General features: G+C 67.9%; 11 protein-coding genes. 6 read left to right on the plus strand and 5 right to left on the minus strand.

The genetic code is table 11. The annotated features are described in order from the left end of the window. Window positions 1-476: 476 nt before the first annotated feature. The 5 genes from ACRWNP_RS07875 to ACRWNP_RS07895 all read left to right on the plus strand — a co-directional run bounded on the left by ACRWNP_RS07875 (window position 477) and on the right by ACRWNP_RS07895 (window position 6,325). Window positions 477-2,111: a peptide ABC transporter substrate-binding protein gene (locus ACRWNP_RS07875; RefSeq protein ID WP_431960292.1), complete on the plus strand. Its 1,635-nt coding sequence runs from the start codon at window positions 477-479 to the stop codon at window positions 2,109-2,111. A gap of 154 nt (window positions 2,112-2,265) precedes the next feature. Then, a complete protein-coding gene (locus ACRWNP_RS07880) occupies window positions 2,266-3,198 on the plus strand; it encodes an ABC transporter permease (protein ID WP_431960293.1) in 933 nt (310 codons plus the stop codon). Then, complete coding sequence (locus tag ACRWNP_RS07885) at window positions 3,191-4,153, plus strand: ABC transporter permease (RefSeq protein ID WP_431960294.1); 963 nt, start codon at window positions 3,191-3,193, stop codon at window positions 4,151-4,153. The genes ACRWNP_RS07880 and ACRWNP_RS07885 overlap by 8 nt, the downstream gene beginning before the upstream one ends. An 11-nt stretch (window positions 4,154-4,164) precedes the next feature. Continuing rightward, window positions 4,165-5,220 (plus strand): ABC transporter ATP-binding protein, encoded by a 1,056-nt coding sequence (locus ACRWNP_RS07890; protein WP_431960296.1) that lies wholly within the window; start codon window positions 4,165-4,167, stop codon window positions 5,218-5,220. Beyond that, window positions 5,213-6,325: an ABC transporter ATP-binding protein gene (locus tag ACRWNP_RS07895; RefSeq protein ID WP_431960297.1), complete on the plus strand. Its 1,113-nt coding sequence runs from the start codon at window positions 5,213-5,215 to the stop codon at window positions 6,323-6,325. The genes ACRWNP_RS07890 and ACRWNP_RS07895 overlap by 8 nt, the downstream gene beginning before the upstream one ends. An 83-nt stretch (window positions 6,326-6,408) precedes the next feature. On the opposite strand, the gene ACRWNP_RS07900 is transcribed toward ACRWNP_RS07895, so the two are convergent. The 5 genes from ACRWNP_RS07900 to ACRWNP_RS07920 all read right to left on the minus strand — a co-directional run bounded on the left by ACRWNP_RS07900 (window position 6,409) and on the right by ACRWNP_RS07920 (window position 13,349). Next, window positions 6,409-7,377, minus strand: a complete 969-nt coding sequence (locus tag ACRWNP_RS07900; protein WP_431960298.1) for a phosphotransferase — start codon at window positions 7,375-7,377, stop codon at window positions 6,409-6,411. A gap of 159 nt (window positions 7,378-7,536) precedes the next feature. Beyond that, complete coding sequence (locus ACRWNP_RS07905; RefSeq protein WP_431960300.1) at window positions 7,537-9,234, minus strand: ABC transporter family substrate-binding protein; 1,698 nt, start codon at window positions 9,232-9,234, stop codon at window positions 7,537-7,539. A 31-nt stretch (window positions 9,235-9,265) separates the two neighbouring features. After that, window positions 9,266-11,338, minus strand: coding sequence for an ABC transporter ATP-binding protein (locus ACRWNP_RS07910; RefSeq protein WP_431960301.1), 2,073 nt, complete (start codon window positions 11,336-11,338; stop codon window positions 9,266-9,268). Then, window positions 11,335-12,315 (minus strand): ABC transporter permease, encoded by a 981-nt coding sequence (locus ACRWNP_RS07915; RefSeq protein WP_431960302.1) that lies wholly within the window; start codon window positions 12,313-12,315, stop codon window positions 11,335-11,337. Before ACRWNP_RS07915 ends, ACRWNP_RS07910 begins: the two co-directional genes overlap by 4 nt. A 53-nt stretch (window positions 12,316-12,368) precedes the next feature. Then, a complete protein-coding gene (locus ACRWNP_RS07920) occupies window positions 12,369-13,349 on the minus strand; it encodes an ABC transporter permease (protein WP_431960303.1) in 981 nt (326 codons plus the stop codon). A gap of 405 nt (window positions 13,350-13,754) precedes the next feature. Between ACRWNP_RS07920 and ACRWNP_RS07925 the strand changes: the two genes are divergently transcribed. After that, window positions 13,755-15,380: a peptide ABC transporter substrate-binding protein gene (locus tag ACRWNP_RS07925; protein ID WP_431960304.1), complete on the plus strand. Its 1,626-nt coding sequence runs from the start codon at window positions 13,755-13,757 to the stop codon at window positions 15,378-15,380.

Below are 15,380 nucleotides of genomic sequence, written 5' to 3' on the forward strand. Positions count from 1 at the left end.
GAACTCACCGCGGCGGCGCCCACTGTGCGCGGTTCGGCCCCTGGAGTGGCGATGTGTCGCGGTTGCGCCAGTGGCGTGGGCGCGACACCTCGTTCCCTGTCGGCCCGTCAGGCACGTACATTCGCGAGGAATCTACGCGCTTTGAGGGCAACCGGATTTCAGTCCGGCGACGTCCGGATACCGGACGGCGTTCACCGGTACTTGTGTTACAAGTCCGTTTCGTCGGTGTCTGTCTACAATCCAAATGTCCGAATTGCGGGATTGTTTTGGGCCGGTTGTGACCAAAACGAGATCGTAAGTGTGTGGTTCGTAGGCCCAACGTGACCGATAGTTGGAGCCGTTGAGCTCGGGTCAATGGGTCCAAGCGCTTATGGGGAGCGCCGACTCACGAGCACAGGTGACCGGTATCACTGTCAGGGGTGTCAGTGAGGCCGGCCCTTTCACGTAAGAACAGTGACTCCTGAGGAGGCAAACCCATGCGCGGTGCCAAGAGCGCCACTTGGGTCGCAGGCGCGATCATCGTTGCCATGGCTGCTACCGCTTGCGGTGGCGGCGGTGGTGACAAGGGCAGCAAGAACGACGCTGGCGGCGTCAACCCCAACGGCAAGTTCTCCGTCGAGGTCGGCGAGCCGCAGAACCCCCTGCAGCCTGCCAACACCATGGAGTCCAACGGCAGCATCGTCGTCCGCTCGCTGTTCGCGCAGCTCGTGGACTACGACCCCAAGGGCAACATCGTCATGGTGAACGCCAAGTCGGTGGACACCAAGGACAACAAGACCTTCACGGTCACCCTGAAGGACGGCTGGACCTTCCACGACGGCACTCCGGTGACCGCCGAGTCCTACGTCAAGGCGTGGAACTGGGCCGCCAACATCAACAACGCCCAGACCAACGCGTCGTGGTTCGCCGACATCAAGGGCTTCGCCGACGTCCACCCGGACAAGGAGGGTGCGAAGCCGAAGGCCGACACCATGTCCGGCCTGAAGGTCGTCGACGACAAGACCTTCACCATCGAGCTCACCACCCCGATCCCGTACTTCGTGTACAAGCTCGGCTACGAGGTGTTCTCGCCGCTGCCGGAGTCCTTCTACAAGGACCCGAAGGCCGCCGGTGAGAACCCGGTCGGCAACGGCCCGTACCAGTTCGTCAAGTGGGACCACAAGAAGCAGATCGAGGTCAAGCGCTTCGACGGCTACAAGGGCCCGGACAAGGCGAAGAACGGCGGTGTGATCTTCAAGAACTACACCGGCCTCGAGGCTGCGTACGAGGACCTGAAGTCCGGCAACGTCGACGTCCTGCGTCAGATCGGCCCGAAGGACCTCCCGGTCTACCGTGACGACCTCGGCGACCGCGCCGTGGACCAGGCGTACTCCGCCATCCAGTCCATCGTCCCGGCCTTCTACTCCAAGCAGTGGAAGAACGTCGACCCCAAGGTCATCCAGGGTCTGTCGATGGCGATCGACCGCGACACCATCACCAAGACCGTTCTCCAGGGCACCCGTGAGCCCGCCACCGGCTTCGTCGCCAAGGGCGTGCTCGGCTACCAGGACAACGTGGGCGGCGACGTCTTCAAGTACGACCCCGCGAAGGCCAAGGAGCTCATCAAGGCCGGCGGCGGCGTCCCCGGCAACAAGATCTCCATCCAGTACAACGCCGACGGCGGCCACAAGGAGTGGGTGGAGGCCGTCTGCAACAGCATCACCAACGCGACCGGCGTCAAGTGCTCCGGCGACTCCAAGGCCGACTTCCAGAGCGACCTGGACGCCCGCGACGCCCAGGAGGTCAAGTCGATCTACCGCAGTGGCTGGGTGCTCGACTACCCCGTGAACGCCAACTTCATCCGCGACCTGTACGCCACCACCTCGGCGGGCAACCAGTCCGGCTTCTCCAACAAGGAGCTGGACGCGATGATCAAGAAGGCCGACACCGCGGCCACGCTCGACGAGTCGGTCAAGGAGTACCAGGCGGTCGAGAAGAAGATGGTCGAGCTCATGCCCGCCATCCCGCTCTGGTACTACAAGGTCAACGCCGGCTACTCGGAGAACGTCTCGAACGTCCAGTACGCCCAGAACGGTGACCCGATCCTCACCGGCGTCGAGGTCAAGAAGTAACCATCGCGTAGTGAGCACGCCGGTGCGGGGCTGACGGAGACGTCAGACGCGCGGGGTGCAGGCAACGGCTGGGGGGCCCTTCTCCCGTCTTCCCGAAGGGGAGGACGGGGGAAGGGCCCGTCTCTGCTGCCACAGCGACTGACATGGAGGCACGATGGGGCGTTACGTCGCGCGGCGACTGCTCCAGATGATCCCGGTTTTCATCGGGACGACTCTGCTGATCTTTCTCATGGTCTATGCCCTCCCCGGCGACCCCGTACGGGCGCTCGGCGGTGACAAGGGCATCGATCCGGCGACCGTGGCGCGGATCCGTCACGAGCTCGGTCTCGACCAGCCGATCCTGAAGCAGTACTGGGATTACATGACGGGCATCATCCTGCACTTCGACTTCGGCAATCAGATTGCCAGCGGTCGGCCGGTGCGGGACGTGCTCGGCGACGCGTTCCCGGTGACGTTCCGGCTCGCGGGGCTCTCCTTCGTGATCGAGCTGGTCGTGGGCATCGCCCTCGGTGTCTGGGCCGGCATGCGGGCGGGCAAGCTCGCCGACTCGCTGGTGCTGATCTTCACCCTGCTGCTGATCTCGGTCCCGGTCTTCGTCCTCGGCTTCATCTTCAAGCTGGTCTTCGCCTTCCAGCTCGGATGGATGACGCCGAACGTCCAGGACGACACGAACTACAGCCAGTTGCTGATGCCGGCCATCGTGCTGGCCAGCCTCTCGCTGGCCTACGTGGCGCGCCTCACCCGTACCTCCATAGCCGAGAACCTGCGCGCCGACTACATGCGGACCGCCGTCGCCAAGGGCCTGCCCCGGCGCCGGGTGGTCGGTGTGCACCTGATGCGCAACTCGATGATCCCGGTGGTCACCTTCCTCGGCACGGACATCGGCGCCCTGATGGGCGGTGCGGTCGTCACCGAGGGTCTGTTCAACATCCACGGTGTCGGCGGCACGATCTACGAGTCCATCCTGCGCCGCGAGGGGACCACGCTGGTCGGCCTCGTCACCGTCCTCGTGCTGGTCTTCCTCTTCACCAGCCTGATCGTCGACCTGCTCTACGCGGTCCTGGACCCGAGGATCCGTTATGCCTGACGTCACCAAGACCGCCGTCGAGAACGCGGACCCGGCGGCCACCACGGCCGCGGACGCCGCTGCCGTCACCGGGGCCGTGTCCCAGGCGGAGAAGGCGCGCAGCCTGTGGGGCGACGCCTGGCGGGACCTGCGCCGCAACCCCTACTTCGTGGTCTCCGGCATCCTGATCCTGCTCCTCCTGATCATCGCGATCTTCCCGGGCCTGTTCACCAGCGCCTCGCCGACCTACGCCGACCTGCGGAACCACTACCTGGGCAAGCCCGAGTACGGGAAGGTGTTCTCGGCGGAGTGGCTCGGTTACGACGGGCAGGGCCGCAGCGTCTACGCCCGAGTGATCTACGGGACCCGGGCCTCGATCACGGTCGGCATCAGCGTGACCGTCCTGGTCACCGTGCTGGGCGGCCTGGTCGGCATGATCGCCGGCTACTTTGGCGGCTGGGTCGACACGATCCTCTCCCGGATCACCGACATCTTCTTCGCGGTCCCCTTCCTGCTCGGCACGCTGGTCGTCCTGAACTCCTTCACCAACCGCACCGTCTGGGTGGTCTCCGGCGCCCTGGCCTTCCTCGGCTGGACGCAGATCGCCCGTGTCATGCGCGGTTCGGTGATCACGATCAAGCAGGCCGACTACGTGCACGCTGCCCAGGCCCTGGGCGCGAGCACCACCCGGATCCTGATGAAGCACATCCTTCCGAACGCCGTCGCCCCGGTGATCGTGGTCGCCACCATCGCGCTCGGCGGCTACATCTCGGCCGAGGCGACCCTGTCCTACCTCGGCCTCGGTCTGCCCACGTCCGTGGTCTCCTGGGGCCAGGACATCTCCGGCGGTGCCCAGCAGATCCGTACGGCGCAGCACATCATGCTGTACCCGTCGATCATGCTGAGCATCACGGTCCTGGCGTTCATCATGCTCGGCGATGCGGTCCGCAACGCCCTCGACCCCAAGCTGCGCTGAGGGAGGCGTACGTGACCATCATCGACAAGAACGCGGACGTGCCCGCGCCCCGTACCGGGGACGCCGCCGCTCCGCTGCTGGAAGTGCGCGACCTGCACGTGGAGTTCCACACCCGGGACGGCGTCGCCAAGGCCGTCAACGGTGTGAACTACACGGTGTCGGCCGGTGAGACGCTGGCAGTGCTGGGCGAGTCCGGCTCCGGCAAGTCCGTCACCGCGCAGGCGATCATGGGCATCCTCGACATGCCGCCGGGGAGGATCCCGCAGGGCGAGATCCTCTTCCAGGGCCGCGACATGCTCAAGATGTCGGGCGAGGAGCGCCGGAAGATCCGCGGCCGCAAGATCGCGATGATCTTCCAGGACGCGCTGTCCTCGCTGAACCCGGTGCTCACCGTCGGCTACCAGCTGGGCGAGATGTTCCGGGTCCACCAGGGCCTGTCCAAGAAGGAAGCCAAGGCCAAGGCCATCGAGATGATGGACCGGGTCCGCATCCCGGCGGCGAAGGAGCGGGTCAACGACTACCCGCACCAGTTCTCCGGCGGTATGCGCCAGCGCATCATGATCGCGATGGCGCTCGCCCTGGAGCCCGAGCTGATCATCGCCGACGAGCCGACCACCGCGCTCGACGTGACGGTGCAGGCGCAGGTCATGGACCTGCTCGCGGACCTGCAGCGCGAGTACAACATGGGCCTGATCCTCATCACCCACGACCTCGGCGTGGTCGCCGACGTCGCGGACAAGATCGCCGTGATGTACGCGGGCCGGATCGTGGAGACCGCGCCCGTGCACGAGATCTACAAGCGCCCGGCGCACCCGTACACCAAGGGCCTGCTGGAGTCGATCCCGCGCCTGGACCAGAAGGGCCAGGAGCTCTACGCGATCAAGGGCCTGCCCCCGAACCTGCTGCGCATCCCCACCGGCTGCGCCTTCAACCCGCGCTGCGAGATGGCGCAGGACATCTGCCGCACCGAGGTCCCCGCGCTGCACCGGGTGACCGAGCAGGACGGCAGCGAGCTGCCGGGCCGCGGCAGCGCGTGCCACTTCTGGAAGGAGACGATCCATGGCTGACGTCACCAAGAACGACGAGGCCGTCTCCGACGAGGTGGCGGCGGTGGAGGCCGCGATCGCCAAGCCGGTCGAGCGCGGCGAGCCGATCCTCCAGGTGCGCAACCTGGTCAAGCACTTCCCGCTGACCCAGGGCATCCTCTTCAAGAAGCAGATCGGCGCCGTCAAGGCGGTCGACGGGGTCTCCTTCGACCTGTACCAGGGCGAGACCCTGGGCATCGTGGGCGAGTCCGGCTGCGGCAAGTCGACCGTCGCCAAGCTGCTGATGAACCTGGAGCGGGCCACCGCCGGCGAGGTCTTCTACAAGGGGCAGGACATCACCAAGCTGTCCCGCCGCGCCCTGAAGGCCGTGCGCCGGAACATCCAGATGGTGTTCCAGGACCCGTACACCTCGCTGAACCCGCGGATGACGGTCGGCGACATCATCGGCGAGACCTACGACATCCACCCCGAGGTGGCCCCGAAGGGCGACCGGCGCCGCAAGGTGCAGGAGCTGCTGGACGTCGTCGGCCTGAACCCGGAGTACATCAACCGGTACCCGCACCAGTTCTCCGGCGGCCAGCGGCAGCGCATCGGCATCGCCCGCGGCCTGGCGCTCAACCCGGAGATCATCATCTGCGACGAGCCGGTCTCGGCGCTGGACGTCTCCGTGCAGGCGCAGGTGATCAACCTGATGGAGAAGCTGCAGGACGAGTTCAACCTCTCCTACATCTTCATCGCGCACGACCTGTCGATCGTCCGCCACATCTCGGACCGCGTCGGCGTGATGTACCTGGGCAAGATGGCCGAGATCGGTACCGACACCGAGATCTACGACCACCCGACCCACCCGTACACCCAGGCCCTGCTGTCGGCGGTGCCGGTGCCGGACCCGGAGGCGCGCGAGCACCGCGAGCGCATCATCCTGACCGGTGACGTCCCGTCGCCGGCCAACCCGCCGTCGGGCTGCCGTTTCCGCACCCGCTGCTGGAAGGCCCAGGACCGGTGCGCCACCGAGGAGCCGCTGCTGGCCATCCCGCAGCGCTTCCAGGGTGACGACACCCCGGCCGCGCACGAGTCGGCGTGCCACTTCGCCGAGGAGAAGGACGTCGTCCACGCGGTGCACTGAGCACCAGCCGTACCGCCCACGAGGGGCGCCCGCGCGAACACCGCGCGGGCGCCCCTCGGCGTTCAGGGGCCGTGCAGGGCTGTTCACGGCCGTACGGGACGGTCGTCCGGCCCGGCGAGCGCGAGCGCGGTGAGGAAGGCCCGCTGGTGCGGGTCGGCCCAGTCGCCGCTCTCGGTGGCGTCCAGGAGCGTCCAGACGCCCCACTCGACCTGCATGTAGCGCACGGCCGCCGGCCACGCGGCCACCTCGGCCGCGGTCAGCGTGCAGTGGCGGCGGTAGGCGCCGTGGAAGACGGCCCATTCGCGGGGCGTGAACGGCCGTGGCGGGGCGCCCGGCGACTCGGTGTGGAAGAGCAGCAGCGCCAGTGCGAGGTCGAGCAGCCGGGGCGCGTACTCGGCGTTCTCGGGGTCGACCAGGACCGGTCCGCCGCCGGAGTAGACCAGGTTGTTCGCCTTGAAGTCCATCGACGCGACGACATGGGGCAGGCCCCCGTCGCGCAGCTCGGGCATCAGCCGCGTCATCAGCGACCGCGACCACCGCTCCAGCCGGGCCGTGGCGGCCTGCCGGACCGCCGGAGCGTACTGCTCCAGGGCGGGGCGCAGCGCGTCGAGGTCGGCCTCCAGGTCCGCCGGTTCGTGGTCCGGCCAGGTGAAGGCGGGGACGCCGGCGGGGCCTTCGGCGCTGTGCGCGTGCAGCCGTCCCAGCAGGTCGCCCGCCGCCTCGATGTCGGCCTCCGCGCCGGAGTAGGGGCGGCCCTCCACCCAGGGGTAGGCCACCCAGGCCTCCTCGCCGATCGTGGCCGGGTTCGCGGCGGGCCCGTCGAGCGGGGTCACCACCGGTACGCCGCGGGCCGCCAGGGCGCGCGTCCAGCCGGCGACGGCCGCCGCCGCGGGCTCCGGCGAGGCGGCCCTCTTCAGCACCGCTTCCGTACCGTCCACTCGGCACCGGAAGACCGGTGAGTGCGGGTGCAGCGAGCGGGCGGGACGATCGGCCCGCGCCACCCCGAAATGGGCGAAGACATCGGCGTAGGGCAGGGAGCTCGCGAGCGGCATGGCGGGGATCCTGTCCTTCGCGGGGGCGGGCCGCGGGCCGGTGGGTGCGGGGCGGTCAACTGTGCCACAGCGAGGGTCACTTGGTCCACGCAATAGGAAGGCGTCCGCCCCGTCACCGGGCGGTGACGGGGCGGACGCGGTGCCGGGAGCCGGCGCGGCCTACTTCAGGAAGCCGATGTTCTCGTAGCGCAGGTCCTGGAACCCGTAGGCCCCGATGTTGGCCAGGTTCTTCTTCACCGCGTAGATGTCGGGACGCTGGTACAGCGGGAGCAGGTTGGCCTGCTGCCAGATCAGCAGGTCCGCGGCGTTGGCGTCGTCGATCGCCTGGGCCGGGTCGGTGTCGGCGGCGGCCTTGTTCATGGCCGCGTCCAGCTCGTCGCTGCCGACGCCGGTGTAGTTCTGCTGGATGTTGTCACCCACGGGCTTGGCGTAGATCGACTTGGTCGACGACACCGGGAAGGACGTGCCGAGCCAGGAGAAGGCCGTCAGGTCGAAGCTGCCGGTGTTGACGTACTTGTCGAAGAACTCCTGCAGCGGCACCGACTTGATGTTCATCTTGATGCCGACCGCCTTGAGCATCGGCTGCATCAGCTTGCCCTCGTTGGCGGAGGTGCTGACGTTCGCCGGGATGACGAAGTCGAGCTCCAGGGTCTTGCCGCCCTTGGTGCGGAACTCGCCGTCCTGCTTCCAGCCGGCCTCGTCCAGCAGGCTCTTGGCCTTGGCCTGGTCGAAGGTGCCGATGCCGGTGGAGTTGTCCTTGTAGCCCTTCTGGTTGGTGACGAAGAAGTGGTTGTTCAGCGGCTTGGCGTCCCAGTCCAGGCCCTGCAGGTCGGACTCGGCGATGGCCTGCCGGTTCAGGGCGGACATGATGGCCTGGCGGACCTTGACCTCCTTCAGCGGGCCGCGGGCACCGTTGAAGGTGACGTGGCGGTAGTTGGGGCCGGCCGCCTTGCGGAGGTCGGCGCCCTTGACCTCCTTGGCCTGCTTGTAGGCGGCCGAGTCGGGTCCGACGTTGAAGAAGTCGACCTCGCCGTTGGCGAAGGCGCCGGCGGTGGCGTCCGAGTCCAGGGCGCGGTAGATGATCTTGTCCAGGATGGCCTTGTTGCCCCACCAGCTGTCGTCGCGCACGACGGTCAGGGTCTTGGTGGTCTTGTCGATGCCCTGGAACTTGAAGGCGCCCGCGGTGACCGGGAACTTGCCCAGGTAGCCGGTGTTGAAGCCGTCCGGGGTGCCGATGACCTTGGCCGGGTAGAGCGGGCTGAACAGGCTCTTCCAGTCACCGAAGGGGCTGGAGAAGGTGACCACGGCCTCCTGGTCGTTGGCGCCCTTGGCGACGCCGCTGATCAGCTCGTAGCCCGTGCTGGAGGAGATCTTGTACTTGGCGTCCTTGCCGTTCAGCGCCTTCCAGCTGGCCTCGAAGTCCTTCCAGGACAGCGGGGTGCCGTCGGACCACTTGGCCTTGGGGTTGATCTTGTACGTGACGACCTGCTTGCCGGAGCTGTCGGCGACCTCCGCCGAGGTCAGGTAGTCCGGGTTCGGGGTGACCGTGCCGGTGGCGTCCGACATCATGATGATCGGCATCACGGCGCGCTCGACGTCGTAGCCGTCGGCCAGGGTGCCGTCGATCTGGTTGTAGTTGAAGTTCTCCGCGATCTCGCCCAGCGGCCAGTTCAGGGTGCCACCCTGCTTGAGCTGGTCGCGGTCGGTGGCCTTGATGTTGTTGACGCTGGACTTGGGCACCGAGTTCTTCTTGGACGCGGCGTCGCTCTTCCCGTCCCCGCCGCCGCATGCGGTCAGGGTCAGCGCGCTCGCCGTGGCCAGCGCCACCACGGCGACGGACATACGTGTTCTGTTCAACGGACTCTCTCTCCTCTTGCGGGGTGGGAAATCACACGACGGTGACGGCGGCGGCGAAGTGGCAGGCCGCGGTGTGGTCGCCCGCCAGTCCGGTCGGTGCCGGGTCCTCCTCGCGGCACCGGCCGCGGTCGGACTCGTCGAGGGAGGCGAACTTCGGGCAGCGGTTGCGGAACCGGCAGCCGGTCGGCACGTCCGCGGGGCTGGGAAGGTCGCCGGTGAGCAGGATGCGCCTGCGTTCGCGCTCCTTGCGGGGATCGGGCAGCGGCACCGCGGAGAGCAGCGCCTGGGTGTACGGGTGGGAGGGCGCCTCGAAGACCGCCTCGGCGGAGCCGAGTTCGACGATCCGGCCGAGGTACATCACCGCGATCCGGTCGGCGATGTGCCGTACGACCGACAGGTCGTGCGCCACGAAGAGGTAGCTCAGGTTCATGCGCGCCTTGAGCTCGTCCAGCAGGTTGAGCACACCGGCCTGGATGGAGACGTCCAGGGCCGACACCGGCTCGTCCAGGACGACGAGCTTCGGCTCCAGCGCCAGCGCCCTGGCGATGCTGATGCGCTGGCGCTGCCCGCCGGAGAACTCCGCGGGGAAGCGGTCCACGTGGTCCGGGTCGAGCCCGACCTGGCCCAGCAGCTCCGGCACCCGGGCGGCGATGCGGTCCCGGGACCAGCCGTGGGTCTTGAGGGGCTCGGCGAGGATGTCGCCGACCGGCATCCGCGGGTCGAGCGCGGCCATCGGGTCCTGGAAGACCACCTGCAGGTCGCGGCGGAGCGCCTTGCGCTCGGCGCCCTTCAGCCCCCGGATGTCCTTGCCGAAGACGGTGACCGTGCCGGACTGCCCCGAGGGCAGGTCGAGGATCTCCAGCAGCGTGGTGGTCTTGCCGCAGCCCGACTCGCCCACCAGGCCGAGGGTCTCGCCCTCGCGGATGTCGAAGCTGATGCCGTCGACCGCGCGCACCTCGCCCACCTTGCGCTTGATGACCGCGCCCTGGAGCAGCGGGAAGTGCTTGACCAGCCCGTCGACCTCCAGCACCGGGGCACGGTCCGCGCGCGGCACGGAGTCGGCCGGGACCTCGGGCAGCGCCGGCACCGGATAGATGGTCGCGGGGTCGAGGGCGCCGCCCGCCACCAGCTCGTGGCTGCGGTGGCAGGCCGTGGGGTGGTTGCCCCCCTCGCGCAACGTCAGCTCGGGCTCGACGCGTCGGCACACGTCGGTGACGATGGGGCAGCGGGCCGCGAAGGGGCAGCCGGTCGGCAGATCCACCATCGAGGGCGGGTTGCCGTCGATCGGGGTCAGCGCGTGGCGCCCGCCGTCGTCGAGCCGGGGGATCGAGCCGAGCAGGCCGATGGTGTACGGCATGCGCGGGGAGTAGTAGACGTCGTCCACGGTCCCGGTCTCCACCGGGCGGCCCGCGTACATCACCTGGACCCGGTCGGCGAAGCCGGCCACCACGCCCAGGTCGTGGGTGATCATGACGATGGCGGCGCCGGTGACCTCCTGGGCCTTCTTCAGCACGTCCAGGATCTGCGCCTGGATGGTCACGTCCAAGGCGGTCGTCGGCTCGTCGGCGATGATCACCTCGGGGTCGTTGGCGATCGCCATGGCGATCATCGCGCGCTGGCGCATGCCGCCGGAGAACTCGTGCGGGAAGGCGTCGGCGCGCCGCGCCGGGTCCGGGATGCCGACCAGGTCCAGCAGCTCGATCGCGCGCTTGCGGGCCGCGTCCTTGTCGAGGTCCTGGTGGATCCGCAGCGCCTCGACGATCTGGTCGCCGACGGAGTAGACCGGGGTCAGCGCGGACAGCGGGTCCTGGAAGACCATCGCGATGTCCTTGCCGCGGATCTCCGTCATGTCCCGGTCGTCCAGCTCCAGCAGCTCACGGCCGTGCAGCTTGATCGAGCCCTTGATGTCGGCGGTCTCCGGGAGCAGTCCGAGGACGGCGAGGGAGGAGACGGACTTGCCGGAGCCGGACTCGCCGACGATGCCGAGGACCTCGCCGGGACGCACGGAGAAGGACACGCCGCGCACGGCCCTGACCGGCCCGGCCTCGCTCGGGAAGGAGACGTGGAGGTCGGTGACCTCAAGGGCGGGGGGCGTCTCGCTCACGACGTGCGTCCTTCCTTGGTGGTGCTCTTGGAGGTGCGGGGGGCGCGGGCCTTGGCGCCGCTGGAGTTGGGGTCGAGTGCGTCGCGCAGGCCGTCGCCGATGAAGGCGATGGACAGGCAGATCAGCACCAGGCAGCCGGCCGGGAAGTAGAACAGCCACGGGAAGGACGGGGCCGCCGGGGTGCCGGTGGCGATGACCGTGCCCAGCGAGACGTCGGGGGACTGCACACCGAAGCCGAAGTAGGACAGGCTGGTCTCGCCGATGATCGCCGCGCCGACCTGGATCGTCCCGTCGATGATCAGCATCGAGGCCATCGACGGCAGGATGTGCCGGAAGATGATGACCGGCGCGGGCACGCCCATGTACTTGGCGGCCTTGACGAATTCACGGTCCTTCAGGGTGAGCGTCATGCTGCGGACCACTCGGCCGGTGATCATCCAGCTGAACCCCGCCAGCAGCACCACGAACACCAGCCAGGTGGTGCCCTGGAACAGGGGCGACAGCACCGCGATGATCAGGAAGCTGGGCATCACCAGCAGTAGGTCGACCACCCACATCAGAGAGCGGTCCGTCCAGCCGCCGAAGTAGCCCGCGCAGGCGCCGACCGCGGCGGCGACGAAGGTGCAGATGAGACCGGTCAGGATGCCGATCACCAGTGACTTCTGCATACCGCGGGCGGTGAGCGCGAAGAGGTCGGAGCCCGTCTGGTCGGTGCCGAACCAGTGGCTCGCCGACGGTGGCTTCTGGAAGGCGGTGAAGTCGAGCTCGGTGTAGTCCCACTTGTAGAACAGCGGCGAGACATAGGCCATCAGGAAGAGCAGGACCAGCATGACCAGCCCGAACAGGGCCATGCGGTTGCGGGAAAAGCGGACGGCGGTGAGCCGGAGCCGGCTGCTCGCGCGGCGCTTGGCGGGCTGGTCGGCCAATGCGGTGGGCGCCTGCGCGGGAGGCTGTACGGAGGGGGTCTGGACGGCCATGGGTGGACGCTCCTGGAACGCGGGATCGGGGCGGCGGAAGGGTGCGGTGGGTCTCAGCGCACCCGTACGCGGGGATCGAGCGCCGCGTAGAGCACATCGGACAGCAGGCCGGCGATCAGGACCACGAACGCCGTGAACATGCCGACGGCGGCGACCGCGTTGACGTCGTTCGTGCTGATGGAGTTGACCAGCCACTCGCCCATGCCGTGCCAGCCGAAGATCTTCTCGGTGAAGGTCGCGCCGGTGAAGAGCAGGACGACGTTGTAGACCAGCAGCGGGACCACCGGGAGGACCGCGGTGCGCAGGCCGTGCTTCATCAGCGCCGCCCGCCGCGACAGGCCCTTGGCCCGGGCGGTGCGCAGGAAGTCGCTGCCGAGGACGTCCAGCATGGTGCTGCGCTGGTAGCGGCTGTACAGGGCGATCTGGATGACGATCAGGGTCAGGCTGGGCAGCAGCAGGTGCTGCAGCCGGCTGGCGAGGATCTCCCCCGTCCCGGTCAGGCCGGGATCGTACTCACCCGTGTACTCGATGACCTTGTGTCCCACGGCGTCGTTGATGTCGATCGCCCAGAGTTTGAAGGTCACCGCGATCACGAACACCGGCATGGCCAGGACGAAGAAGGAGGCCAGTGTGGTGACCCGGTCCGATGTCCGGTACTGCCTGATGGCCCCCCAGGCACCCATCAGGACACCGCCGATGGAGCCCAGGATGGTGGCGATCAGCAGCAGGCGGGTGCTCACCCCGACGCGGCGGCCGAACTCATCGTTGACCTCGCCGCCGGTGACGGTCCGTCCGAGGTCCCCGTGCGCCACGCCGTTCGCCCAGTGGGCGAAGCGGACCACGACCGGGGTGTCGGGGTTGAGATTGTAGTCGTTCAGGGTGGCCGTCACCGAGGAGGCCGCCACCGGGGGGTTCCGGCCGGCGAAATTGGCGCGCGGGTTCAGGCTGATCGCCGCCAGGAAGTACGTGAGGGAGGCCGCGATGAGAACCAGCGCCACGTGGTTGATCAGTCGGCGCAGCAGGTAACGGCCCACGGCTCACACTCTCAGTCGGTTCGTTTCGAACGAATAACAAGATTGAACTTTGTTCACCGGCCGCTTCTGACATACTGGTGTAGCACGGCCGAAACATTTGCCCCGGCCGTCTGCGCAGGTCGTGCGTATTCCGGCCGGGCTTGCAGGGTTGATGGGACTTTCGCAACCGAATTGTGGCCGCGTCAACGAGCACCGGTTCGTCGTGATGGATCCTTTATTTTTTTGGTCGAAATTTAACCTGACTATCGGGATGACCCTCATTGACGGACCGGCACATAGGGAAAACCCTCTGTCCCCCTCGGGGCGGCCCCGGGCCGGTGAGCCGCTGTGCAATATGTCAGGGTTTGCGATGTCATGGTGAGCCTCGTGTCCTTCATGGCGTAGAGCTCCCCGAGGAGGCATCCGATGCGACGGAGCGCGGCGAGGTGGGCCGTCGGCACGGCCGCGGCCGCCCTGGTGGCGACGGGCTGCGGGGGTGGGGACGGGGGCGGCGCGAGCGACGGCTCCGGCGTGTTCAGCGCCTCGTGGACCGACCCGCGCAATCCGCTGGAGCCCGCCAACACCAATGAGGTGCAAGGCGGCAAGGTGCTCGACATGATCTTCCGCGGCCTGAAGAAGTACAACCCGCGGACGGCCGCCGCCGAGAACGTCATCGCCGACTCGATCACGACCACCGACCAGCGGACCTTCAAGATCAAGATCAAGGACGGCTGGACCTTCGGCAACGGCGAGAAGGTCACCTCCGATTCGTTCATCGACGCCTGGAACTACGGGGCGCTCGTGACGAACAAGCAGATCAACGCGTCCTTCTTCCGGTACGTCGAGGGCTACGACAAGGTCCACCCGGAGTCCGGGAAACCGGCCGCCCGGAAGCTGTCCGGCCTGACCAGGCAGGACGACCTGAACTTCACCGTCACGCTCAACCAGAAGTTCTCCACCTGGCCCGACACCCTCGGCTACGCCGCCTTCATGCCGCTGCCGCGGGCCTTCTTCACCGACCACGCCGCCTGGGTGAGGAAGCCCGTCGGCAACGGCCCGTACCGCGTGGAGTCCTACACCAAGGGCCAGGGCATGCAGTTGCGGGCGTGGGACGGCTACAAGGGCGCCGACGCGGCCGTCAACGACGGCGTGGACCTCAAGGTCTACACGGACAACAACACCGCCTACACCGACCTGCAGGCCGGCAACCTCGACCTCGTCGACGACGTCCCCGCCGCCCAGTTGCAGAACGTGAGGAGCGACCTGGGCGGCCGCTACCTCAACACCCCGGCCGGCATCATCCAGACCCTCGCGTTCCCGCTCTACGACAAGGCCTGGTCGGGCAAGAACTCCGAGAAGCTCCGCCAGGGCATCTCCATGGCGATCAACCGCGACCAGATCACCCGGCAGATCTTCCACGGCACCCGCATCCCGGCGCGGGACTGGACCTCACCCGTGCTGGGCGCGGACGGCGGCTTCGACGACACCCTGTGCGGCCGGGTCTGCACCTACGACCCCGCCCGGGCGAGGCAGTTGGTCAAGGAGGGCGGCGGGCTGCCCGGCGGCACCATGAGGATCACGTACAACGCCGACAGCGGCTCCCACAAGGACTGGGTCGACGCCGTCTGCAACAGCATCAACAACGCCCTGGGCAAGGACGACGCCTGCGTCGGCGATCCCGTCGGCACCTTCGCCGACTTCCGCAACCAGATCGTGGGCCGGCGGATGAACAACCCGTTCCGGGCCGGCTGGCAGATGGACTACCCGCTGATCCAGAACTTCCTGCAGCCGCTGTACTACACCGACGCCTCCTCCAACGACGCGCACTTCAGCGATGCCCGCTTCGACCGGCTCGTCGACCGGGCGAACGCCGAGAGCGACCCCGCCAAGGCCGTGCGGACCTTCAAGGAGGCCGAGCGGATCCTGCCGCAGCAGGTCCCGGCGATCGCCCTGTGGTACCAGAACGGCAGCGCGGGCTGGTCGCAGCGGCTTTCCGGCGTCACGCTGAACCCCTTCAGCGTCCCCGTCTACGACCAGATCAAGGTCAGCTGA

The organism is Actinacidiphila sp. bgisy160, assembly GCF_965342435.1.
GTDB lineage: Bacteria > Actinomycetota > Actinomycetes > Streptomycetales > Streptomycetaceae > Actinacidiphila.